Raw genomic sequence first — 25,123 nt, 5'->3', positions numbered from 1 at the left:
TAGCGGGCTATGTGACGACTAAAAACGGAAAAATAGACCGGAAATAAACTCAAAAGAAGCTGAAAAATCCTATTTGAAGAAAATTTAAACAGGCTCTAAATTGATAAAATGTTATTATTCTTTTACTATCTTCACCACACAACCTTGACCATCTATCGTCTCCATCAGTACAACATAGATACCGGCAGGTAAATGAGACACGGAAATATTTTCCTCATAAGGTTGATTTAACATGATGCGTCCACTAAGATCAGCAATCCGTACAGTTTTAAGTTCCCGTTCTGCTACGATGTTCAGTACATCTTTAACAGGACCGGAAATAAGAATATTATCCTTTCCTACAGTAGTTGATGGTGTAATGGCTGTGGGGTCATATCCTCCATAACGGGTAATATTGATGGGGTGAGCATCCAAATCATCTGCATAGCCGAAAAGACGGCTCTTCATATATAGAAAATGCCCCATACGACCTACTTCGCCTGTCACGTTTCCTCTCATTTTCAAGTTATATTCCCAAAATTCCGGATCGAAGTATGACATCTGTATCCATCCCGGTAGAGTATTGTCTCTCCTATCTTTAAGTGCTGTCTCTTGACCATTCACGTGATCGGAAACCGTACGAGTGGTTTCATCCCACATGATATATTTCACCGTATTAATAAATGTCTGCATTTTGTCAAGCGTTACATTTTCAAATAAATCACTTTCGTAAGCTTTATAATATTGCAACATAGCATAGGAAGAATGATCGAAATCTTCTACTTTAGTTCCTCCATTCATATGATAATACCAAAGATAACAGTTCTTGGTCTCTCCGTTTACCGTCACCTTTACAGGCTTTAAGGTTTCAGCCTGTCCATCTATAGAAACCTGCACCACCTTCTTATAAAGAGCTTGTTTCTCGGGATTGATACCTAACACAGCATAACATTCCAATGCTTTATGGAAAGCATTCAGTGCCATCGCTTGCTGGTTGACAGGAAATCTATATCCAATGGCTTGTCCTAACCAGTTCCATTCCGGACAATTGGGCCAGTTGAGCGTATAGGTATCAGTGACAAAACGAGGTACGTAAAACTCATCCATCACCTCATCACACATTTGAATATATTTCATGGCACGATCCCGATAGGTAGTACCAAAATCAATGTAATTCTTCTTATCACTTACCGGTGCTTGCTGATCCAGTAAATCCGGACTAAGTAAAATCAAATAGGCACAGAAGTAAATATGTCCTAAGATATCTCCATTTTCAGAAGCAGAATACTTCTCCAATTGCTCTCCCTCTGTTTTGTCTTTATTAGGCCAACACTTTTCTACACGCCCGGTCCAAAGAACACGCTTTTCGCCTCCTTGCTGATCATTACGACAATTAAGCATATAATCGCAATGCCTTATGAAAACATCCAAAATTTCTTTGTCACCTGTTGTCTTGTACATCCAAGCAAGTCCTTCCGCACCAATCCCTTGTTTACCATAAACCAATTGATTTCCAATATTTGAAGTCGGTAATGGAAATTTGTTTGTTTTAGCAACATAAGCCTTAAAATAATCCACCTCTGATTTGGTCAGTGGCCCTCTGGGATCTTCAAAATACATGCCCTCTCCTAAAATAGGTTTAGATACTTCTGCCACCTTATTAAATACACCTATTTCATAAATACTGGGTTCTGAAAAGGCTGAAATAATATAAAGTCGCAAATAGCGTTTGTTTTGGGGAGCCAATAACTCTAACACTTCATCCGACTCAATAATTGTTCCCTGAGCAGCAATAAGCCACTTTTCACCGTTATCGGAAACCCGGATCTGGTAGCTGGACACACGAGTACCATACTCTTTTATTACTACCCGGTCAAATTCTACAGAAGTTCCGAAATCTACTTGTACCCACTGATTATTTATGGAACCTTTCTCTGCCGACCAACGCGACGCAGCATTTCCGTCAAAAGCATTCTTGGCCGTATATGTACTACCCCAGATCGAACTTGCTGAATATGTTTTATTTAAAGCAAGATTCACCGCCTGCCCTTGTACTACAAAAATTGTCAATCCTAAAAGGAAAATAAATGAAATTGCAAATCGTTTCATACTGTTTATTTTATCTTCAATTATTGTTTGATAATCTTTTTAATAATAACACTACCATCCATCGCCTCAAGCCGCACCAGATAAATACCGGATGATAAATGAGCTACCGACACTTCCGACTCAAAAGATTGATTAATCAATACCTGGCCATCCATAGCAATAACCTTCACGGATTTCAATGGTAATCCGGTCTCTATGAACAACCGTTCCTTCACCAAGCCGGATATGTAGATATTCTCTGAAGCTGTGTTAGCAGATTCTATTCCAGTACCTTTACCATAATTGGATAAATCTATTGGAGAAGCCGTAAATCCTTTTACACCAAACATTTTACTTTTAGCATATAGAAAATGAGCCATCAATCCCGGGTCGGTTGCTGTCTTTCCGGGCATAGTGAGTAAATAGTCATATAATTCGGGATCTACAATAGAAAGAAGTACCCAACCTGCTTTTGCTGCAGAAGAGCGGCTTTCCGAACTGGGTGTAGTTCCATCTACTTTATGAGATACCGTATGCGTAGCTTTATCATACATCACATACTTAAAAGTATTTGAAAAGCGAATAAGCTTCGCGGTATCTAAGTTAGTAAACAACCCGCTATCCAATAGTTTATAATAAGTTTGCATTGTGAATGCAGCATGTCCGTAATCTTCTACAGTGTTGCCTGCCATATGGTAATACCACCGGCAATATTCCTGTGAAACTCCATTCACAGTAATCCTTCGCGTTTCCAGTGTTTCGTGTTGCCAATCAATAGAATTCTGTATCACTTTCATATATTCTTCCTTCTTCTCCGGATTGATGCCAAGCACTTCATAACATTCCACAGCTTTCTGGAATCCATTTAAAAGCATCATCTGCTGATTCACCGGAATACCACGTCCATTGCGATCTGCATAGAAAGTTCCCATAGCTCTCCACGCAGGAGTATTGGGATAGTACATTCTACCATCTTTTGCAATAAGTTTTTCAACAAACTCCATTCCTTCATCGCACATGGCAATAAACTTCTTTGCTCTGTCCAGATAAGTAGTACCCCAATCTGACAGTTTATCACTTGCCGGAGCTTCAAGAGCGTGCAGTTCGGGACTTAATAAAATAAGGTATGCACAGAAGTAGATATGCCCTAGAATATCTCCGTTTTCCGATCCGGAATAGGGTTGATCAAGTTCCCCCATAGCCTTATTAGGCCAGCATTTCTCAACGATTCCGGTCCAAATAGTACGCTTATCTCCACCAGGTTGGTCATTGCGGCAATACAACATATAATCACAATGGCGAATCAGAATATCAAGAATTTCCCGGTCTCTTGTAGCAGCATACATAAATGCCATACCTTCAGCAGCCAGTCCGATACGACCATACACCAGCGTATTTCCAATATTATTAGTGGCAGGTGAAAGCCCTTTCAGGTAAGCTTTATAATAAGTTAGTTCCACATCAGTAAGTGGTCCTCTCATATCTTCAAATTTCATAGTTACGCCCAGGTCTGGCAAGGGAGTCTTTTGATAATAAACTCCCATTTCATTAATAGTAGGTTCTCTTGTGGCCAAAACAATAAAAAGACGGACATAACGACTGGTTACCGGTTCAAAAGAAATAATTCCACCGTCGGGAATTGAACTATTCACCACAGCCACATCCGTCCATAGCACTGTATCATCAGAAACCTGTACTTTAAAAGAACTGATACGTTTTTCATTTTTATATTCCGTCACAAGAATACGATCAAACAAAGTAGCTTCCTGTAAATCTACCTGTAACCATTGATCGGTGACAGCATTCTTTGCTGCGGACCAACGGGAGTTGTCTGTGTTGTCTCCGTCAAAAGCTTTGGATGCCGGAAAACGGCTGTCATATATTGTACTTGCTTCGGATGGTTTATTGAGCGCCAGATTGATCACATTGCTCTGAGCATAGGTTGTAACCGATAATACAAAGAATATCAACGATAATAGTAAAGGTTTTCTCATGATAGTAGATATTAAATTAAAAAAAGAAAAGGCCAGCTTACCGTCTGTTAAATGCTCCCGATAGACAAAAGAGCCCGATTATACGGACGGTAAGCTGACCATCAAATTACTTTTTCACGATTTTACGGGTAATAAGAGTTCCTTCTGATGTTTCTAACTGAACCAAATAAACTCCTGATGAAAGATTAGCTACAGAAATTGTTGAATTGAAAGGTTGCTCGATAACGGTACGTCCGCTCAAATCGATTACTTTTACAGAATTCACAGCTTGTGCAGTTTTAATCTGAAGTTGCTCGCCATCTACATTCAACGAAAGAAGTTTATCGGCATCGGTAGACATAATACCTGTGTCAAGGCTAGGATCATCATAAATCTCCATTTCACAAATACTCGGTTCATCCAACACTTTTTTACTTTTATCCCAAGACTCAATTATCCAAAGACGTACATAACGTTTTGTTATACTAGGGAAAGTTATATCAGGCCATCTACTAGCATTATTAGAAATTCCTTCAAAAGTTTGTTCTGTATCTGCTACAATAGGTTCCCAACTTAATTCGTCTTCAGCATTATCAGTAACTTCAATGCGATATTTTGTGACTTTATTACTAAATTCTGTAATTATAATTTTATTAAACTGAAGAGATTCTCCCAAATCAACCTGCAACCAGGAATTTTCACCTGTAGGAGTAGCATCTGTATGATTTGCTGCACTCCAACGCGAACTTTTGGTTGCATTTCCGTCAAAAGCATAGCTTGCCCCTAAATTATCCCGGTACTGGGAACTTGCCGTAGCTGTTTTATTCAAAGCCAAATTTGTCAACGGTTCTTCATCTTGTGCCTGAACGGACGCAAATCCCATAAATAAAATACTTGCCAATAATGTAATCTTTTTCATAATGTTATTTTTTTAGTGAAACAATATTATTTTAAGTCTATCTTTCAAATCTCATCAGATACCCACCGGCTGTAATTCCTTCCATTATCAGGTGTGGTTTTACCAGATTATCAGGAGTATAAAAACGGATAACCGCTTTCCCGTCAGAATCTGTATTTAGTGCCGGATTCCAATAAATAGTACTTCGAACATCCGACTTTTGATTACTTATCTGTTCAAGGGTTTCATACACCGGATGATAAAATTCAACAGCTTTGTTGTATCCTTGTGTGGTAAACACGGTCAGACCCGGTGAAGCTTTTGCTTTTACCTCAGCACCCGTGTTCAACATAATAAGAATAGCACCGGCAGAAGCTTCAGGACCTAAAAAACCGGCAGAAACACTTTTTACAATTTCAATAGATTTGATATCATTAGCATCCAGTCCTCTAAGTGATTCTACTGCATCCTCCCCTTCAAAGCGCATTTCGTCTATCAGGAACAGGGGTGCACGGGTTTGTCCGGATAGCGTAATAAGATCACCTGATACTCTTACACCGGGGACACGCATCAATATATCGTATCCGGTGGAACCGCCAAAACGTCTTAGTTCTTCACCCGTAGCCCGATAATCTGCCAATCCGCCATATACGCTGGAAAAAGCATTTGCATCGCGCTTTGAAGCAGTGATAGTAACCTCGTTCAAGCGCACTACCTGCATGCCTCCTTCACTCAGATAAGCATTACGAACCATATTATCGTATTCCTGAAATTTATGGTCCTCCTCAGCAATTACCGGAAATGGGTTATGAGGTGAGAAATAAGGAAGCGAATCTACGCGCAGAAACACAGTAGAAAGTCCGGCCTGGCTTCGTGCTTGTGCTACGAACGTAACCGTGTCACGATATTCAATTCCGTCAAATACAAAGTTTCCCTCCTCGTCAGTATAGGTAGTAGCAGAAATTCCCTGCGAAGGAGCCATCAGTGCAACAGGGCATCCCTTGGCCTTTCCACCGAACATGGTAGTCGCCTTTCCGGTGACGGTTTGCCCTCCCTCCATAAAGTAATCAATCTGAATAGTAGGCAGCTCTGCTATATTATCATGACGGAAACGAGTCCAACCATGGGTAAGCATTAATAAGTCGGTATTGTATTCCGTACGGGCATCTCTCTTTAGAAAATAGTAACCAGGATTTTCTATATATCCTTTCAGATCAGAAGTTAACAAAATATCGGAACGAATATTACCGGATAATGTATCCGGAATGACCAGACTTTTATCTGTCAGGCTAACAGAGAAAACACCTTGAACCGGCGTTCCTTGCAGATCTGTGAAACGAAGCGGAATCTCTACTAACTTACGTCGTTCCGGGAGTTCAGGGAACGGATTCATATCAAGATTCACCAGATCTTCGGGCACCACAAAAACAAGACGCCGACTCAATACAGTACCGCTGCTATTTGTCAGCAGCAACTCTGTCAGGCCTTCGGACAGTTCCGTTTCACGGAAACGACCGGAAGCACGATCAGAGGTCAAAGGAAGAAAAATGGTTAAATGTCCGCGGGTATGCCCTACCAGATAAAGCGTATCGTTCCATTGTTCCTGCGATGCCTTCAAAATATTATACTGTATAATCCCTTTCCGGTGAATCACACTTAACTGACGTCCTTTTGTTTTCACTTCCGGCAACGTAAACTCACGATACATTACGCTATCCAATGAAGCTTTTACACGATATTTCTGTCCGGCAACCGGAAGAAGGGTAAAAACACCCATCCCGTCATGTTCCGTCCGGATACGGGTAATCGTATCTCCGGCTTCATCCAATAAGAAGCCGTGTATTTCACAACTATGACCGTCTTTTTGCTGAGCTTTAAAAGCTACCCGTTGGCGACTTCCGTCCAACAGGTCACCTCCTTCGGGAAAGAAACTCAGCGCAAATTCTTTCTTCCTGTCTCCCAACAAGGGTACATAAAATGTCTTATCATAATTGTAAAGATCATCCTTAAAAGTAATCTCAATAGCCCGTTCACGGTCCTGCTTTTCGGCAAGCGGTATGTCAAAACTTATTTCGCCCTGTGCATTGGTGCGACGCGAATAGCGTTCGGACTTTTTACGCATCACAGTAAGCCAGCTTTGTACCTGAATGCCAGACAAAGGTTTGTTCGTCTCATCCGTGAAACGGATAACTGCCGTACAATACCCCTCTCTCGAAGAATCTTCATAACGAACGGACGACTGAATGCTTCTGTCGAGCGCATTGCCAATACGCAAACGGCGGTAATAAAAGTACTCCTCACCGGCATTCAGCATCCACTGCGTAAATGCTCTCATGTAGTATTCTCCTGCCGGAATATCTGCCGGTAGCAGAATACTGCCATGAAAGCCTCCTTGTTCTCTTCTTACCTTATACTTACTGATAACTTTGTCATCCCGGTCTATTAATTCTACATATATAAAGTTGCTCTTCGTATACGGAATATGAGATACCGCATCTACCAAATAACCCTTCCAGTAAATTCTCTCACCGGCAGCATAATAAGGCTTATCAAGATGTAAATACAACTTCTCCTGCGGATAGGCTGTATGCAACTGAAAGTAATTGCTTACCTTCTCCTTCAAATCCTGTGCTGCCGTATCTCCGCATATTGCTGTTAGTGCAATGATAAGGATAAAGAGACTCCGTTTCATGGTTACTGTCCTTTAATAACACGAACTGAATAAGCTACTATATTCTTTTTATTATAAGAGGTGACTGTGTAGGTACGCGGACTACTGAAATCAGCCAATACTCCCATCTTCGGACTGATACTTGCTGCCGAAGAGGTGTTGGAAAGCGTACCGACTAATTTCAAATTGGTCACATCTGCTTCCGGTTTTACTGTAATCAGGATCTCCGTATTCGAAGGATCTTTAAGCTGCTCTTGCTTATTAGCATCGGTTATAAGAGTTGGTATATTCGTACTGACAACCACATCATTTCCTTTGGCATCAGTCATTTTCACAGCAGTAAGATAAGCACCGGTATCTATACCGGACACATCAGGGCCTTCCTCTTCAAAATCCACACAGGCGGACAACAGTAGCAGGGTAGCACAAACAAATAACTTCAATGTTTTCATAGTTCTTATTGTTTATTGATTAATTAGTATATTCCGGATGACACATTCGTGTCCTTTACTATTTTCATTCTTCTCTTTAGAGATACGAACCGTCAGCTTATGTTCCCGGTCCGGATCTAACTCCGCTTCCAACACATATGCCCAAGGAAGGTAAAGGTTCTTACTCCACTCGGTATATGTGTCGAGTTTCTTGTAAGGAGCATTGTCCACACTGTACTCCAATATTCCTGAAAAAGGACCGCAGACACAAAACAGACCTACGGCCCTGCCCTTAAATAAAAAACTAAAAGTAGAATTTATGGTATTTGAGTAAAGCATTGGTACATTGACAAATCCCTTACGGGTACGGGCCTCATTATCCGGTTTCCATAAAGCAACGTATTTCCATCCTTTGGAAAGTTGTGCCTGACTGATATCAGCAAATGAAGCATTATAATAGCTGTTCACATCCAATGGAGGTTCGGGTATAGAATGTGCTTCCACTACATCAGAGGCAGACACACGGCTCCACATTTTATCTAACAGATGTGCCAGAGAGGCTGCGTAAATCTTATGTCCCGGTTCTGCCGGATGGATGCCACCAAACTGTTCCCAATCGAATTCACCGGCAGCAATACGATCGGACACTTCATGTGCCAGATGAACAGAAGGAATCAGATAATAATTAGCCACGCGTTCATGATTCAGAATTACATCCGGTGTACGTCCTTGCGGGTACATTTCCAGAAAATGAGTATGGATAAAGTGGAGCATAACAATATCCGTAGCTGGATTTGCCAGTAAAGCATGACGTACTATCCCTTCCATACCGCGCACCTGATCAATGGCACAAAAATAATTGGTATGGTCATTCACAGCCGCTTCTACAAACAAAAGATCAATATCGCCCTGCCGGAGCACATCTTGCTCGAATCTATAAGAATGCGGAGTCGTTCCTGTAGAAGATATGCCGGCATCTATAAACTCAAACTCGGTGAAAGGGAAACGCTGCCGGAGATACTCTTTGGTCAACTCTCGCCAACCATGCATCTCAGTAATAGAACCACCCAGAAAAGCAACCCGCCCTTTGCGTTCTTTCTCAAAGCGGATGAAGGAGTTTTTCAATGTTCCCCGCTCATTCAGATATTGTTTTTCTTGATAATCGGGTTGATTACGGCAGATAAAATCAACCACAGGTCCGGGATTTTCCAGACTATGGGGATGATGATCTGCTCCCGGTTTAATAATCAACTCTACAGGAGCACCCAACTGTTGATAGCGGTCACGTATCAACTTCATATTATCCTTGAAAGGCACCACACGATCACTATCACCGCAAACGGCAATGACAGGAACCCGCTGAGCAGCCAAAGGAGCCAGATTATCAAGAGGATTTCCTTTGAAAGTGTCTCTGTCCACAGAAGTCATTCCCCATTCTTTAAGAAAATCATTCCAGAGTTTACTCTTCTCACCCGGCCAGCTGAACATATCACAAACCGGATTGTCAAGATAGAGACAAGCTACTTTGTCCGGATTAGCTATTGCCCAGTTCAAGGCATAATATCCGCCACGACTAAAGCCTTCAAGAGTTACTTTGGGAGAAAGATGCCAGGCAGCAAGCAGATAGTCATAGAACTTTCTTCCCTGCTCCACTGCCTGAGGACTACCATAACGGTGAGTCATATCATAAAATACCACATGAAAACCTTTCTTCAACAAAGCTTTGTCTACTGACGGGAAAGCATCAAAAAAAGCAGGACGCCATATCCATGGTTTCCCGTTTATTGCAGAATCGGGACACACAATGGTAGCATGTCTTCCATCAAATGTAAAATCATATCGGACATGCCCATTCCATACAGACTGTTGAACATCTATATTTTCAGCATACAGTACAGCTGGCAGGTTTATTAATAAAAAGGATATAAGAATAATTACCTTGTTTTTCATACAACAGGATTACATTGGTTTGTGTACAAAGAAAACCGATTTAATGCGAACTTAGGATAACTATTATTTCAGATACTATCAGAAACATATCATATACGGGAGTGAGACAATAGTGACAACGAAATGAGACAATAGTGACAGGAGAAAGAAGAAGGGAGAATTGAGAGGGGAGAAGGCAAAACTTAATAGTGACCTCCTTACTATTACACGGTGGCATTCATTGGCTAAGTCGGGGAGAAAGATATCCACGGCCGATATACAGAGTTGTTTTACATGTACATGTAAAGCAGTGTTAGATGTACATGTAAAACAGTGAACAGTAGACTGCGCATACCTCTTCCCCGCCCCGAAGCGTATCCCCTCTCAGAGGGAGATAGGCTACGCTATCCGCTGCATAGCACTTCTCCCCTCTCCCTTCTTTTCAACTCTCCCTTCAATTCAAATTCCCGCCTGCTTCTTCTGAATAAACTCCGTTGGAGTGTATCCGTAAAAGCTTTTGAAAGAGTTAGAGAAATACGAATGACTGTTGAATCCAAGTAATGCTGCAACTTCGGACACACTCATATCCGATTCTTTCAACATCTTCGCAGCTATTTCAAGACGTTTGTTACGAATCAGTTCGGTAGGTGAGAGTTCAGTAATAGACTTCAATTTACGGTACAGATTGGCCCGGCTGATACCAATTTCCTGGCAAAGCATTTCTACTCCCAGATTCTGATCTGAGATATTCTTTTCAATCACTTCAAACAGTTTCTGTGAGAAGCGTTCATCGGCAGAAACAACTTCTATCCCCATTTCATCAGGAGAGAAACGCTTACCATACAACTTCTTCAGCTTTGCCCTACTCTCCAATAAGCTACGAATACGCAATCGCAACACATCCATATTGAAAGGCTTGATAATATAATCATCCGCTCCGGCAGAGAAACCTTCTTTGATATGCATCACCATAGAGCGCGCCGTCATCAAGATCACAGGAATATGACCGATGCGCACATCATTCTTTATCATAGCACACAGTTCGAGCCCATTGCGTTTAGGCATCATGATATCACTCAATACCAAATCGGGAAAATGACTCACTGCTTTCTCATATCCCCTTACTCCATTGGAAGCTTCTATGATATCATAATCATTCTCAAGGGACTTATGAAGGTACTCACGAACGTCTTTATCATCTTCCACCAACAATATTTTATACTTCTGCCGTGCAAAATCTTCCGGAGCAGAAACACCGGGAGCAGATACAGGAGGAGCAGCAGGTGCCACCGTTACTGATTCTGACATTTCCGTTCCACCATTAGTCATATCCAATGAGTCAGACTGAGAATCCATGATACCCTCTTCACCTGTAGAAGTATCTATTTCTTCTTCTTTAAAAGCCATAGGGCTGATGGGTAATACCACGACAAAACAAGCTCCCGGATGATCCATATCTTCAATAAAAATACCTCCACGGCATAACTTTACAATCGAATACACCAGGCTCAGCCCGATACCTGTACCGGGGACATTAGCAACTGTAGACTCCGGAACCTGATAGAAAGGAATAAATACTTTATCGCGCTCTTCTTTAGAAATTCCCTTACCGGAGTCCTCTATTCGTAACATTAAATAACGCATTTCGTTACAATCAGCTTTATGACAAACCTCACTCCGGTAACGCTCGTTCAACTCTTCATAAGAGTAACTACGTACCAGCATCTTTATTTCCTTACCGGCAGGAGTATATTTAAAGGCATTGGAAAGTAAGTTGAATACGAGTTTTTCCAATAAAGATTTATCATACCAGGCATCTATCTCCTCCGGTTGGCAATCAAGACGGAAATCTATCTCATTCGTTTGTGCTACCTGACTGAAAGCATAATAGATCTCCTTTATAAACTCACAGACATTCCCTTTACTGGCACGTAGTTGCATATTACCTGTCTGATTCTTCTGTAAATCCATCATCTGATTGACGAGTAATAATAACTTCCGGGCATTCTTATAAATAATCCCCAGACGTTCACGCAGTTCACTGGGTAACCCCACTTGTTTTACCATCTCTTCAAACGGAGTGATAATAAGCAACAATGGCGTACGAAGTTCATGTGAGAAATTAGTAAACAGGCGGAGTTTGGCCTGATGCAATTCTTCCTGCTGCTGTTTTTCAAACTGCTCTACACGAAGGTTCTCACGCAAACGACGGCGGGCATTCATATAGAACAAAATAATATATATCACGCAAGAAAGTAATAATAAGTAAAATACATATGCATACCATGTAGCCCATATAGGCGGATGAACAACGATGTGTAACGATCGACCTTCGTTATTCCACAGTCCGTCATTGTTGGACGCGCGAACATGAAACGTATATTCACCCGGACGCAGATTAGTATAATAAGCCGAAGTACGCCCTCCTGCTTCATTCCAGTCTGTATCATATCCTTCCAGACGATAGGCGTATCGATTCATATTGTTAAATACAAAGTTCAGTGCCCAATAATCAATAGATATATTATTCTCATTATAAGAAAGGTGTATTTCGGACATATCATCCAACACACCAGAGAGTATACCGGAAGCATCCCCCGGAGAAACAGGTTGATTGTTAACACTTAACTGTTCCAGTACGATAGGCGGAATATAACTGTTGACCTGCATCCTCAAAGGCTGAAAAGTAATAAAACCATTGTTTGCCGTAAAGCAGATTGTGCCATCGGGCATAGATGTTCCTCCGTGTAGCGTAAATTCACGAACATCGACACCATTCCCTCTCTCGTAATTGTGCACTTTACCAGTCTTAGGATTATAAACAGCCACTCCCAGTGACGTACTCATCCATAAATTACCATCCCTCCCGATAATGAGTTTACAGACATTATTATCCAGCAAACCTTCATGTTTCGTCACACAAAGATCAGCACCATGTTCCGGATTAAAACGGAAAATACCACTGCCATAAGTAGAAATCCAGATATCCCCCGACTTAGTGCGATCTATACTGGAAATATAATTGCCCGGTATGAATCCTTTGTCAGAGGGTAAAGTATCTTTCCGGTAGTTATCCACCACTCCGGTATTCATATCATAACGATAGATTCCGGTAGAACGGGTACCGATCAGCATGACCCCTTCACGCTCCTCAAAAAGGCAACGAATACCGGACATACTTATTTTCCGCCCCTGTGCATCTTTAAAAGTATCTAATACCTTTCCATCTGGTGTAAAACAAGTCAATGCGGATTCACGCCGGATAGTAGATGCCCAGAGATTACCCTTGCTATCACGAAGCAACGAGTAAATCACTGCCGATTCAGGATATTTATAGAATAACGAAAATTTACGAGAACGAAGATCAAAGCGATAAATTTCGCCAAAGGCTGTCCCGCACCAAATGTAATCATCTTCCGGCAATACAGTCTTTATTATATTCGAATTATGAAGGGAAGGACCGGTACGATCAAGCAAATAAAACTCTGTATACAGAGTTTCCGGATTGTAATTCAACAACCCATGTCCTTCTGTGGCAAGCCACAAACTACCATCCTTGTCGGCACAAGCCGTACTATAAATACCGGTTTGTATATTCAGCCTGTATCCGGGATCATGACGTACAAAACGGTTCATCAGCTTTGAAAGCATTGTAATGCCCCCGGAATATGTACCAATCCACAGTATTTTAGCACTCGAAAGACAAAAGGCATAAACTGAAAAATGTCCCAATGAATGCCTGTCTCTACTGTAATCAGCCACCTTCTCTATATTGCGGGTAGTAAGGTTAAGTGCAAAAACACCATCATAAGTACCGATAAGCAACTGTCCGTCCCACTCCACAAGACAACGGACAAAATCATTTTTCAAACCACTGTTTTTACTTGTATAATGAGTTATACGGTTATTGCGCAAGTCAACGCAATTCAAGCCATAGAGGTGACAGCCTACCCATATCTGCTTCAGATGATCTTCATAGATACTTGAAACGGCATTATCAGACAACGCCAGATTAGTCTGTTGCGAATAATGACTGATGACTTGCATTTGTTGGTCGCAGACATAAACCCCATCATCATGGGTACCTATCCAAAATTTACCCGATGAGTCTTCAAATATGACAGAAACACTGATCAATCCATCTTTATCTGCAATTTCAACCGGATAAAAACGATCTTCATCCGGATGATATAGAAAAATCCCCTTACGATTCCCCACCCACACACGTCCGGAGTGGTCAACGAGAACAGATTGGATTGCATCTCTCAACATACCTTTATCGTCCAAATAACGACGAATACGATTCGTGTGCTGGCAAAGACGATTCAGTCCATAACTGGTTCCTATCCAAAGTGCACGACCAGGTTCTTCTGCCAAAGAGAGAATATCGCTATTAGTAAGACTCAATGAGTCAGACGGATTCTCCTGATAGACAGTATACTCTTTTCCATTGTAGCGATTTAATCCATTCTTAGTCCCCAACCATATATAACCTCTAGAGTCCTGATGAATGACCCTGACAGAGAGTTGAGAAAGTCCCTCATTTATATGCGGACTATAATAAAAAGAGTTCCGGATATCCTGTGCCAGGGTATAAGACACACCTGTCAACAACAGGTACATCAACAATAGTGTTTTTCTTAGCATAGTTATAGTTTCGATAGATTAATACATAGCAAATGTAATAAAAACCTATAAATAGCAAAACTCTCCTTTTACATATATTCAAAAAGAGAAATGAAATGAGACGATAGTTATAGAAAAAGAGACAGAAACTATAACTCTGTTTCCGAAAAAAGAGACAAAACCATCGTTCCTATTTAAAAGAAGTACCGGAAAACAAAAATATCCCGGTAAAGAAAGTACATCTTACCGGGATAAAGGAAAAGTGAATGATCAAAGTTTTATAGTTTCACCGTCATAGTTTGTCCTTCACTAATGGTTTTCTTTATAGTTTTCTTTCCATTGATAATTGTAACCGCCAATTTACTACCAGCACGTTTCACCTGTATATCAAAATCAGCACCAAAGGCACGCACATGATTCAAATTGGCATACTCCCACTCTTGCGGAAGACGCGGAGTCATTTCAAAACTACGCAGACCTGTGGGGCGAATTCCAAAAAGCCCTTCTGTATAGATGCGGCAATAAAGACCACTCTCAGCTGAGAGATGACGCTGGTTACCTTCGGGCCACGCCTCAATAGCATACGGCACATGATTACCCAACAAACGGCGATGAGAATACTTCTTGAGAAATGCCATACCACGACCTACTTCTCCTGCAGCAATTGTACCACGAAGTGCATAGAGAGTAGAACGATCCCAGAAAGTTTCCGTACCAGCCTGAGTTAACAGTCCGTCGTCTGTCCAGAGGCGAGGTGAGAAAAGAGCATCAATAGTACCTGCCGCACGAGTATAAATACCCACAGTAAGCGGCATACAGATCCAGGAACGAAGAATATCATTTCCTTCATAGTATCGATAACTGGGAAAACCTTCTATGTCATAGCCAAAGTGTGATTCAATGGCCTGTTCCAAATCATCAGCCTGACGGGTATAGGTTTTGATTTGTGCAGAAGAAATGCCCAGTTCACGTCCCAAAAGAGCAGCAGAACGTAACGCGTCATAATAGAGTGAGGAAGTACAAAGATTGGCATCTCCCGCAGGAAAACGATTTTCAAGTTCATCAGAGTTAGAAGCTACTACACCGGCCGGTGTCAACTTACGATGACAGTATTCCAGACACCATTCGATCAGAGGCCATAACTCCCGGGCTTCTTCTTTATTACCACGGGCAAGAGCATACCGGGCAGCACCGTAAGCAATCATAGCACCATCTCCCCGGTCTTTGGCTCCATGCCAGGTTCCTACTCCTTCGGAGATAATAGAACTGGGAATAGGACGGTATTCGTCATTCATAAAACGGGCAAAATGCCGGAAAGAGTTCAAAGCAGACTCATTACCTATTTCATATCCCAGATAAGGAAAGAAAGGATTGATATACTCAGCCTGGTCATTGGCCCAGATGGCTGCATAGTATGCTTCACCACCGGGACCATGCATCAGACCTCCTTTTGTACGATAGATACTTTCGGCTCCACGCAGCTTGGCAAAAGCGAACATACGATTTAATACAGGATCGGGAGTATCAAGGACAAGATTGTTCCACCATTGATTGATCAGTGCCTGACGTCCGGCACGTTCTGATTCAATATTAATGCGGGCCAATGCTGCATCACCTGCTTTACGACCGGAGAAGATGGCATAGAACTCGAGTTTACCACCTGGTTCCACCTTAAAAGTTCCGTTTTTCGAAAGAGAGGCCTCAATGGTATAAGCACCATAAACTCCGGCTTCCTCGGGAGTATTGTACGTCACTTTCCACTCAGGAACACGCATTGTGACAGGGTGTTCTCCAGCATTGGTAAAAGAATATTCCTCACAATAATAGTCATTATTGGGTGAAGGATACAGGGTCCGGGTCAGTTGAATAGCATTCTCTACTTCTTTCCGGCTACGGATGTAACCAAAAGAACTATGAACGGTCATGATACCATTGAAGGTAATATCGCTGACGCGTTCATTTAACAAAGTCTGATCGTCAATAGTGACCATGGCTGGGATATTGACTTCAAAACGCTGCTTGAGATTGTTTTGTGTTTTATTGGGTTGCATACGAAGCATTGGGAACACAAGGCTGCGATTGAGGTGAAAAGCCCGGTCGGCATCTACTCCGTAACGAAGAACAACGGAAAGACGCTGTCCACTCATTTCAAGATGATCATAATGGGGAATGTCTTCTTTGATTTGCCAACGAATAGAGCCTTCGGGAGTGATATCCCAACGGTCTTTATTCTGTGCCGAAAGGGTTAATCCGGCAAGGACAAAGAAAAGAGATAGAGAAATTAGTTTTTTGTTCATCATAATTATTATTTAATGGGTTATAAATATCATTCAACAGGCAATCTGCCAGTCTCCACTTTGCCTGTTTACAGTCTACGCCTTGCATGCATGCAATATAGGCGTAGGTTCATGCAGGTAAGGGGTTAACTACAAACAGACTTTACAAGATGTAAACGGAACATCAATTGTGCAAATTACGCAAATAAATTTGTAAGAATTGCGTTCCGTCGAAGATAAATAATGTAACAATCAAACTGCTTTGTGCCGACGTACCTTCCCCCGCCCTTTTGAGCCTTCCTCTTTCCGGGGAAGATGTAACAACACAGCGCGGCCCACTGTCAATTGTCAATTGTCCACTGTCAACAGAATCACTGCACTCTCAAACTGATTGCTGAGCGGATTTGCGATACCAGCTGTCATCAACTCTGCTCCAGTGAAAATCTTACCATTGCCTGCAAAACGGGAAGTCTGTCCTTTCGGAAGGCTCACTTCTGTAATACGATAACGTTTATTGGCATCCAGCCCATTTAATAGAATGGCAGGAACGTTACCATCTTCCGTCTGATAAATATAAACAACCGCACATTCTTTATTTTCAGAAACATAACTCAATGATGCTACCGGCTGTTCATACGGAGAAACCAAACGGTACAGATCACCCTGCATTACCAACGGACGGATACTTTCTTTATAAAGTTTCACAGCAGCAGCCAGTTGTTCACGCTCTTCGGGAGTAGCTTTATCCAGTGCCAGATCGATACCGAAAGAGCCACTTAATGCCACGTCAATCGCCATCTTCAGATGACGTTTACCCATACGCGTCACATGTGCCGAGATAGTACTTGCCGGAAAAAAGTGAGAAAAGCCCCACTGAATCTTGATACGTCCCAACGGATCAGTATTATCACTCGGCCAGAAACTATGAAAGTATTGCATTGAACCATAATCCACACGCCCCGAACCTCCGGCACAAAGCATTGCCATCACATCCGGAAAACCTTTTGCAAAGCGATCCATCAACCGGTAAAGTGCCCAGTTGTAATCTATCAACAGATGACTTTGCTTGTCCGGCTGCAAATAGGTAGAACCCGGCTGCGTCACATAGCGGTTGCAATCCCACTTCACATACGAAATATCCGGATTGGGACGTAGTGTTTTGTCTATCACCTCCCATTCATACTGTTGCACTTCAGGACGTGTCAGGTCGAGTATCTCCTGATGACGCCCCAGAATCGGTTCACGCTTCTGCTGGGTAATAATCCATTCAGGATGTTTATTATAGAGTTCACTTTGCGGGTTTACCATCTCCGGCTCCAACCAGATACCAAAACCAACTTTACGTTTCAAAGCTTCTTTGGCTATATAAGAGAGTCCGCGTGGAAGTTTTTTTGTAGATACTTCCCAATCACCCAGGCCATGTTTATCGTCATCACGAGAATAGGATCCGTTACCAAACCAGCCATCATCCAATAAAAAGAGTTCGGCACCAATTTGGCGTGCACCATCAAAAAGTCCTTTCAGACGTTCTTCATCAAATGTACAGTGAGTTGCTTCCCAGTTATTGAGTAATACAGGACGGTCTTTTTCCGCATCACGGATACCGTAAGCACGTGCCCAACGATGAAATTTACGACTAATATCACCTTTCCCCTGTTTACTGTAAGCATAAAGAATAGCAGGTGTAATGAAGGTATCACCACGTTCCAGATGATACTGCGAACCGACCGGATTGATACCTGTCAACACGCGAAGATTATTATTCCAGTCAACCTCAAAGGCAAGCTGAAAACTACCCGCCCATTTCAGAGAACCGGCAAGCACTTCGCCCTTATTCTCATCTGCTTCACCATTAAGAGAAAGAAGGAAAGAAGGAATACGCATCTGATTGGCACGTATGCCAAGCTTGGAATCAAGAACTTTAATACCCGTAGTAAGCTCTTCCTCGGCAAGAGTCGCTTCACGTTTATAATTACCTATGAATTGAGTAAGCCGGTAATTCTTTGCTTTCAGTACAGGAGATGCAGAAGCATAGCGATAAAGTATCACCTTGCCTTTTTCGTTGTGTGTGATTGTGTTCCATATCTCCATCATACTGGTAGATTCATAACACTTGATGTAAATATCTACAGAGAAAGGATAAGCAGGATCTTTCAGAGAAATAACGGTTTGCGTAATGCCGTCACCCAATTGCTCCGTCTTATGATTCGTATAGAGCAATTCCGTAGAGGTATTACCGTCTACATGAGTAGCCTGCAAAGCTGGTTCAGTTAGTACACCATTACCGTAAGGCGGAAGAAACTCCCACTCACGCGAAGGCATTTTAACGGGAACTGTTACCTCTTTAGTTACATCACCAAAAGCAAGCTGATAAAGGCGACCGTCAGTACCAACCATAAAAGATAGTTTCAGGTCACCAGAAGTAACATTAAATAATTGTTTCGCTACAGGATTGTCATCTGCTGCCCAAACTAACAGAGGGCATACAGATAAAAAGAAAAAGAGATAGATGTATTTCTTCATTTTAGTTGAAAATTAAAAGTTTATTCAGTTGAAAATTGAAAGTTGAAAATGAGCTGCGCTGTACCGATACACCTCCTCCGCCCTTCGGCCCCCCTCTCAGAGGGGGATGTGCTGCACTATCATCTACATAGCAACTGTCAATTGTCAACTATCAATTGTCAATTGTCATAAATCGCCAAGTCACCTTTCCTACTGAGTCCGGTTTTCCTTTTTCAGCTTTCGAAATAGTACCCTTCAGTTTACCGTTCTTTTCACGTACCACATTAATATCTCTCCATGCGTATACTCCCTTCTCATAATCAAATGTTTCACCATCATCATCATACAGACGATAAGAGCCATTTGCTTTCCCATAGTGACGAATTTCCAGGTTCACTTTTACTCCCGGTTTCGGTGCATGAAGCATCGGCTCCATCATCGGAATGATAGCTCCGTCTTTCACATATACAGGAATACGATCCAGTCCCGGAGTTGCTGTTATTGTCTCTCCATTACCAACATATGCACCGGTATAAAAATCATACCAATCACCCTGTGGCAGTACGACTTTACGCTCCGTCTGCCCCTTAAACATAGGTGCTACCAGTAAATATTCACCTGCCATATATTGGTCTTTTATTTCTTTAGTCACGGCTTCCAGATAGGGATTATCTTCCAAACTCTTCTCCTTCAGTTCTGTTGTTACCGCCGCATCCGGATTGAATCCGGCTTCCAAACTCATACCACGGAAAGGAGGAATACCATCAAAATGATAACGCGCAAATTCCGTATACCAGTAAGGCATCATCTGCATACGAAGCAACGCATACTCTTTCACTTGTTCGGCAACCTCCGGAAATGTCCAGGGTTTCGTACCACTACTCCACGCATTAATCATTGCCATCGGAGAAAAAACAACTGACTGGAAACGGCGTAACCAATCTTCCGCAGACTTGGAGCTACGTACCTCCGGAGTCCACAATACCCCACAATATCCGGAGTTGATCAATGCTGTAATAAAGTCCGGGTGACTATAATAATCATTATAAATAACATAAGGCATAGAAGATGCTCCGGCATTTGATGCACGCACCAAACCGAATGTACGTTGATTGCGTGCCTTGTAAAGCTCAGCTGTTGTGCGCTGTACCCAAAGCCCATAAGTCTGCCTCATCTGTTCGGCAGATACTCCCGAAGGAAAAGTAGCCACATCCGGCCAGAGATAGTAATCATATCCGTCTACTTCGTCTACCTTATAACCACTTACACCTATACCTACATGCTCTTTATTCAGTTTATTTTTCCATAAAGAGCGTGCTTTCTCACCAGCCAAATCGGGAACAATACCGCACCACACCGTATGTGAACCACTTACAGGATACATATCCTTATATAGCTTTGAATCAGGAGACACATACGGGTTTGTCCACAGATTGATACGCACGCCTTTGTCGAGCATGTCCTTTACAAAACCCGAAGGATCGGGATAACGCGTAGCATCCCATTCAAAGGTGCAAGGGTATGCTTTGCTTTGCCATCCCGGCTCCAGACCAATAAAGTCCAATGGATATCCCTGACGTTCAAATTCATCAGCCTCTTGTTTTACTTGTTCGGCAGTGTATAGCTTTTGCGTACGTTGTGTAAAACCGAGTCCCCAACGTGGAGGTAACGTACCGCCACCACAGAAAAGGTTGTAACGACGTACTACATCCATTGGAGTAGGACCGGCAAAAAGATATATCTCTGTCCCCGGTGCAGGTACAAGAATAGAAACCGCATCCGAATAAGGGCGTGACGACCAGGATTTATCCGTATTACGATCTTTCGCTACCGGAGCATTGGGACTGTCTTTCAGTGCACCACTTCCGGCATATACGGTAATATAACGTGCCGAATTAATAAATACACCATAGCCCTGGCTGGAAACATAAAAAGGAACCGGAGCATGCGTACGTCCATTGTCCTTACCACCGTAATGGTCTACATGCAGATTCAGGATTTTACCACGTTGATGTACAGTTTGGAAGTTAAGTCCAAAACCATACAGTTGCTCTTTTCTCTGTAAGGGAATACGCAAAGCTGTCTGACCATCTTGAATATCACCTTTTATTTCAGAAGCAAAAGCAGGTAACGTCACCTCCGGTAAACGGCTGAAACCTTCCATTTTAGGAGTAGTACCTGCCACTTGCAACAATGAATAACTCTCGGGAGTTCCTACAACTCCTTTCCAGACACCGGGAGCCACCTGTTCCCAGCTTATTTGTGCAGCAAGCTGCGCGACTGTCCATATGGACAGGACAAAGGTTACAATGTATCTTTTCATTTTTATAATTATTTAATTCAATTGACAGTGAACAATTGACAGTTGACAGTTACTGTGCAGCGTGACAGCGCAGCCAACTGTCAACTGTCAATTATCAACTGTCAACTATTATCTAATCGTTCCCGCAAACCCACCGTTTGCCAATAACTTCACTTTTACTTTTCCATCTACTACAGAGATTACTTCGTTTCCGAAAGAATCTTTATCTTTCCCATCAGTAATCCACGTAGAAGACAACTCCTTGCAAGCCTCCGGTAAAGAGAATTCTAACTCGCGATCTTCATTTTTTCCGTTGATACCACCCACATACCAAACTTTTCCTTTACGACGTGCTACCACTGCAAAATCTGACGGATAACCTGCCAACAATTGGCTTTCGTCCCAAACAGCAGGCACATCTTTCAAGAAGAGTTTGGGCATACGCGGCAATTCTTCATATGCCTCTATTCTATCTGCATAACACTGAAAACCGGATTCAAAGACCACGGCAAGTGCCAGTTGATGTGCTACCGTTGTCTGGCGGATAGCCGGTATCCCCTGCCGTACCTTATCGGAAAAAGTAACGGGTGTATAATCCATTGAACCCACTACATTCCGCGTGAAAGGTACAGTAGCATTGTGTTCTGCTGCCCGGTCACAACGCTCCTGACGTCCTAATGTCTCTGCTCCGCGTATGGCTTCTGTAGTCATCAGATTAGGATAGGTCCGTTCAAATCCACGGGGCAAAGTTGCTCCATGTAAATCAACAAGCAAATAGAATTCAGCAGCATCTTTTAATATAGCCGGATAAAGCTGAATGATACGTTGTTTATCCGTATCGAAGAAATCTACCTTTATACCTCTTACTCCCAACCTGCTGATACGTTCCATTTCTGCCCGACGCAATACAGGATCGGACATCAGACGATGTGTTGGAATGCTATCTGTCTCCCTTCCTGCACCGGAATGATACCATAGCCAAACGCCTACTCCTTTTTCTCCGGCATACTTCACCACATCTTCCATCGTACCTCCATTACCCATTCGCTGCCATCCGGCATCAATCAATACATACTCCCAGCCCATCGCATGATTAAAGTCCACATACTTTATCTGCGTCTTATAATCACGGGTTGTTCCACCGGCATACCACCAACTCCAGGAAGCACGTCCCGGAAGTACCCAGGAATCATCACCTATCACTGACGGCGGATTCAAATGAGCAACCATCTGTGTACGGAAAACCGTATTCAGTTCCTTACCCACGATAATAGCACGCCAAGGCGTATACCAAGGGAATGTAGAAACAGGCTCTACCGCATCTGGAACAACAGGTTCTTCTATCTCAGGAAAACGTATCTTATATGCTTTGTTTTTCCCCGAGTTATCAATATGTGTAGCTGGATAAGAACCGTCCAAATAAGCCTCAGTAATCATCATCCAGCAGTCATTGGTATTAAAAAGCATCGGAAAAGCCCAGCCACGACCGTGGGAAGCTTCGGTGTTGATAGCAATTCCGTTCTTTGAATACTGCTCGTAACTTGGTTTGTGACGTTCATTCCAGTCATACGGATGAATCCATGCTTTGCCGTTGGCAGGTACTGAAAATTCTGTTAACTCATCTGTTATCGTATGTTGTTTCCCATCATCCTCTTGTGTAAAGGCGTAACGGAAGGCAATACCATCATCGTATGCCCGTACAATCAACTGAAAATTGTCAAAAGGAATCGTCATCTCCCGACAAGCATTAACAGTCCGGAGTTGTTTGCCTGCCTTCAGCTCATAAGGTTCATTAATTGTTTTCACTACTGCTTTTCCAACGGGGCACGCATCTTTCCCATATTCTATCCCATCCATCACAAGCCCGAGACGGGAAGGATTGATTACTAATGAGTCACCACAATAAACGGAATATTGAAGTATAGTTGTCCCTTCACCTTCCGGTACCTGTGTTGCAACAAAGCGTACTGCACCATCGGGTGAAGCCAACGTCCACTCTTTCTCAGCCCGGCATCCCAGACAACAAAAGAGAATTAACGAATAAAAGATTGCTTTCATAATATTTTGTCTTTATTTGTATATTTCCATATCACCATCCTCACAAATAATCTCAGGACGTGCATCGGGATTCTTTAGTTCAAAGGTTACGTTCTTTAGTTTCAATCCGCGTACGTGACGTGCCCAAACACCATAAGCCGGAATCTTCGGGCCAAAGGTTTTTACTTCCGGATACTGATCTATTGCCTCCGGCACTTTAGAGAGAGCATCTTCGGAAGTTCCCGTACCGAGCAGACGAATCTGTATATTTTCAAGTGTCAGATTAGTGATGTAATGTCCTGGAATACCAGTAATAAGAATACCGGAGGGAGGAGTGAGCTGTGCTTTATCAGCAGCTACAGCTTTTACATTCCGGATCATGACATTTTCAAATACCCCCACCGGTTGTTGTGTATCCTGTCCTTTACGAAATACACTCAAACGGGCACCGAGACGGAAAAGCATCGGAGTGCGTACTTCTTCCATCGTGATATCTGAGATTTCTACATTACGCAGGTGAGCTCCGTCTACCGAGAAAAGCTTGATCCCTCCATTCTTTGTATCATAAATGTGACAGTTACTGATACGAATATTCTCGAAACCAGCCATGGATTCCGTACCCATCTTAATACCAGCCTGATTACTTTTGAGCTTCATATTCTCTACAACGATATCATCACATCCCATTTTACTGGAAGTTGTCTTGAAGCAAAGTGCATCATCACCACTGATTATATCACAATTGCTGATACGCACATGCTGACAACCGTCGATATTAATTCCGTCATTGTGTGCAACCCCGAAACTACGAATCGTTACATTGTCTATCTTCACATTGTGACACTGAAAGTAGTGGGAAGTCCAAGCACCGGCATACTTCAAGGTAACATCACGTACAGTTACCCCTTCGCAACGTACCAGGCGAAGCAAAAAGGGACGAAGTCCCCAACGCTCACCCTCGGGGCGTGTATCCACTTTGATGTGTCTTTCTTTTAGTGCAGAGCCCTGACCGTCGATACTGCCTTCTCCTTCAAGAGTGACATTCTTTGCGTCAACAGCCACCAACAATGCCCAACCGACATCAATGCCCAAGCCTTCCATAAAAGGATCGAGATTATCATAGGCTTTATAATCCGTAGTACCCAAAATCAAAGCATCCTTTTCTAAATGCAAGGTCACATTATCTTTCAGTACAATCGTAGCCGAAAGATAGGTACCAGCCGGAACGAGTACCGTGCCACCTCCAGCCTTATGGCAGGCATCGATTGCCTTTTGAATAGCAGGAGAATCCAGCTTCTTCCCATTACCACGGGCACCGTATTTCTTCACATTAAAAGTTTCTGCAGATGCACCTGTAATCAGGAACAGCATCGTGAATAGAAAAATACAGAGTCTTTTTGTCGTCATAAGT

The 25,123-nt window shown here is 42.5% G+C and carries 12 protein-coding genes; all 12 read right to left on the bottom strand.

Annotated features, from left to right (window positions below):
• Positions 1-114 precede the first annotated feature (114 nt).
• Positions 115-2,088, bottom strand: a complete 1,974-nt coding sequence (locus QX565_RS15720; RefSeq protein ID WP_289293437.1) for a discoidin domain-containing protein — start codon at positions 2,086-2,088, stop codon at positions 115-117.
• A 20-nt stretch (positions 2,089-2,108) separates the two neighbouring features.
• Entirely contained in the window at positions 2,109-4,061 is a 1,953-nt protein-coding gene (locus tag QX565_RS15715) for a discoidin domain-containing protein (RefSeq protein WP_221650205.1), read from the bottom strand.
• Between the two features lie 106 nt (positions 4,062-4,167).
• Complete coding sequence (locus tag QX565_RS15710; protein ID WP_221650204.1) at positions 4,168-4,959, bottom strand: discoidin domain-containing protein; 792 nt, start codon at positions 4,957-4,959, stop codon at positions 4,168-4,170.
• Between the two features lie 37 nt (positions 4,960-4,996).
• Entirely contained in the window at positions 4,997-7,630 is a 2,634-nt protein-coding gene (locus QX565_RS15705; protein ID WP_221650203.1) for a TonB-dependent receptor plug domain-containing protein, read from the bottom strand.
• A 2-nt stretch (positions 7,631-7,632) separates the two neighbouring features.
• The gene (locus QX565_RS15700) at positions 7,633-8,061 is read right to left on the bottom strand and encodes an SGBP N-terminal domain-containing protein (protein ID WP_289293435.1); all 429 of its coding nucleotides are present in this window, start codon (positions 8,059-8,061) and stop codon (positions 7,633-7,635) included.
• A gap of 12 nt (positions 8,062-8,073) precedes the next feature.
• Positions 8,074-9,990, bottom strand: a complete 1,917-nt coding sequence (locus QX565_RS15695; protein ID WP_221650201.1) for an SGNH/GDSL hydrolase family protein — start codon at positions 9,988-9,990, stop codon at positions 8,074-8,076.
• A gap of 438 nt (positions 9,991-10,428) precedes the next feature.
• Entirely contained in the window at positions 10,429-14,616 is a 4,188-nt protein-coding gene (locus QX565_RS15690) for a two-component regulator propeller domain-containing protein (protein ID WP_221650200.1), read from the bottom strand.
• Between the two features lie 257 nt (positions 14,617-14,873).
• On the bottom strand, positions 14,874-16,892 hold the full coding sequence (locus QX565_RS15685; protein WP_221650215.1) for a glucosidase family protein: 2,019 nt from the start codon (positions 16,890-16,892) through the stop codon (positions 14,874-14,876).
• Between the two features lie 327 nt (positions 16,893-17,219).
• The gene (locus QX565_RS15680; RefSeq protein WP_289293434.1) at positions 17,220-19,394 is read right to left on the bottom strand and encodes an alpha-galactosidase; all 2,175 of its coding nucleotides are present in this window, start codon (positions 19,392-19,394) and stop codon (positions 17,220-17,222) included.
• A gap of 151 nt (positions 19,395-19,545) precedes the next feature.
• The gene (locus QX565_RS15675) at positions 19,546-21,696 is read right to left on the bottom strand and encodes a glycoside hydrolase family 31 protein (RefSeq protein WP_221650198.1); all 2,151 of its coding nucleotides are present in this window, start codon (positions 21,694-21,696) and stop codon (positions 19,546-19,548) included.
• A 108-nt stretch (positions 21,697-21,804) separates the two neighbouring features.
• Positions 21,805-23,733, bottom strand: a complete 1,929-nt coding sequence (locus QX565_RS15670) for a glycoside hydrolase family 97 protein (RefSeq protein ID WP_289293432.1) — start codon at positions 23,731-23,733, stop codon at positions 21,805-21,807.
• A gap of 12 nt (positions 23,734-23,745) precedes the next feature.
• Positions 23,746-25,119 carry a glycoside hydrolase family 28 protein gene (locus tag QX565_RS15665; protein WP_289293431.1) on the bottom strand — a complete coding sequence of 458 codons (1,374 nt, stop codon included), beginning with the start codon at positions 25,117-25,119 and terminating at the stop codon, positions 23,746-23,748.
• Positions 25,120-25,123 lie beyond the last annotated feature (4 nt).

Source organism: Bacteroides sp. 41_26 (assembly GCF_949740115.1).
Taxonomy (GTDB): Bacteria; Bacteroidota; Bacteroidia; order Bacteroidales; family Bacteroidaceae; genus Bacteroides; species Bacteroides nordii.
This window is presented reverse-complemented; position numbering and strand designations above follow the sequence as displayed.

Coding starts and splice junctions, on each gene's coding strand:
- QX565_RS15685 (WP_221650215.1), bottom strand. CDS start 16,892: ATGAACAAAAAACTAATTTCTCTATCTCTTTTCTTTGTCCTTGCCGGA.
- QX565_RS15710 (WP_221650204.1), bottom strand. CDS start 4,959: ATGAAAAAGATTACATTATTGGCAAGTATTTTATTTATGGGATTTGCG.
- QX565_RS15680 (WP_289293434.1), bottom strand. CDS start 19,394: ATGAAGAAATACATCTATCTCTTTTTCTTTTTATCTGTATGCCCTCTG.
- QX565_RS15715 (WP_221650205.1), bottom strand. CDS start 4,061: ATGAGAAAACCTTTACTATTATCGTTGATATTCTTTGTATTATCGGTT.
- QX565_RS15670 (WP_289293432.1), bottom strand. CDS start 23,733: ATGAAAGCAATCTTTTATTCGTTAATTCTCTTTTGTTGTCTGGGATGC.
- QX565_RS15665 (WP_289293431.1), bottom strand. CDS start 25,119: ATGACGACAAAAAGACTCTGTATTTTTCTATTCACGATGCTGTTCCTG.
- QX565_RS15700 (WP_289293435.1), bottom strand. CDS start 8,061: ATGAAAACATTGAAGTTATTTGTTTGTGCTACCCTGCTACTGTTGTCC.
- QX565_RS15720 (WP_289293437.1), bottom strand. CDS start 2,088: ATGAAACGATTTGCAATTTCATTTATTTTCCTTTTAGGATTGACAATT.
- QX565_RS15705 (WP_221650203.1), bottom strand. CDS start 7,630: ATGAAACGGAGTCTCTTTATCCTTATCATTGCACTAACAGCAATATGC.
- QX565_RS15690 (WP_221650200.1), bottom strand. CDS start 14,616: ATGCTAAGAAAAACACTATTGTTGATGTACCTGTTGTTGACAGGTGTG.
- QX565_RS15675 (WP_221650198.1), bottom strand. CDS start 21,696: ATGAAAAGATACATTGTAACCTTTGTCCTGTCCATATGGACAGTCGCG.
- QX565_RS15695 (WP_221650201.1), bottom strand. CDS start 9,990: ATGAAAAACAAGGTAATTATTCTTATATCCTTTTTATTAATAAACCTG.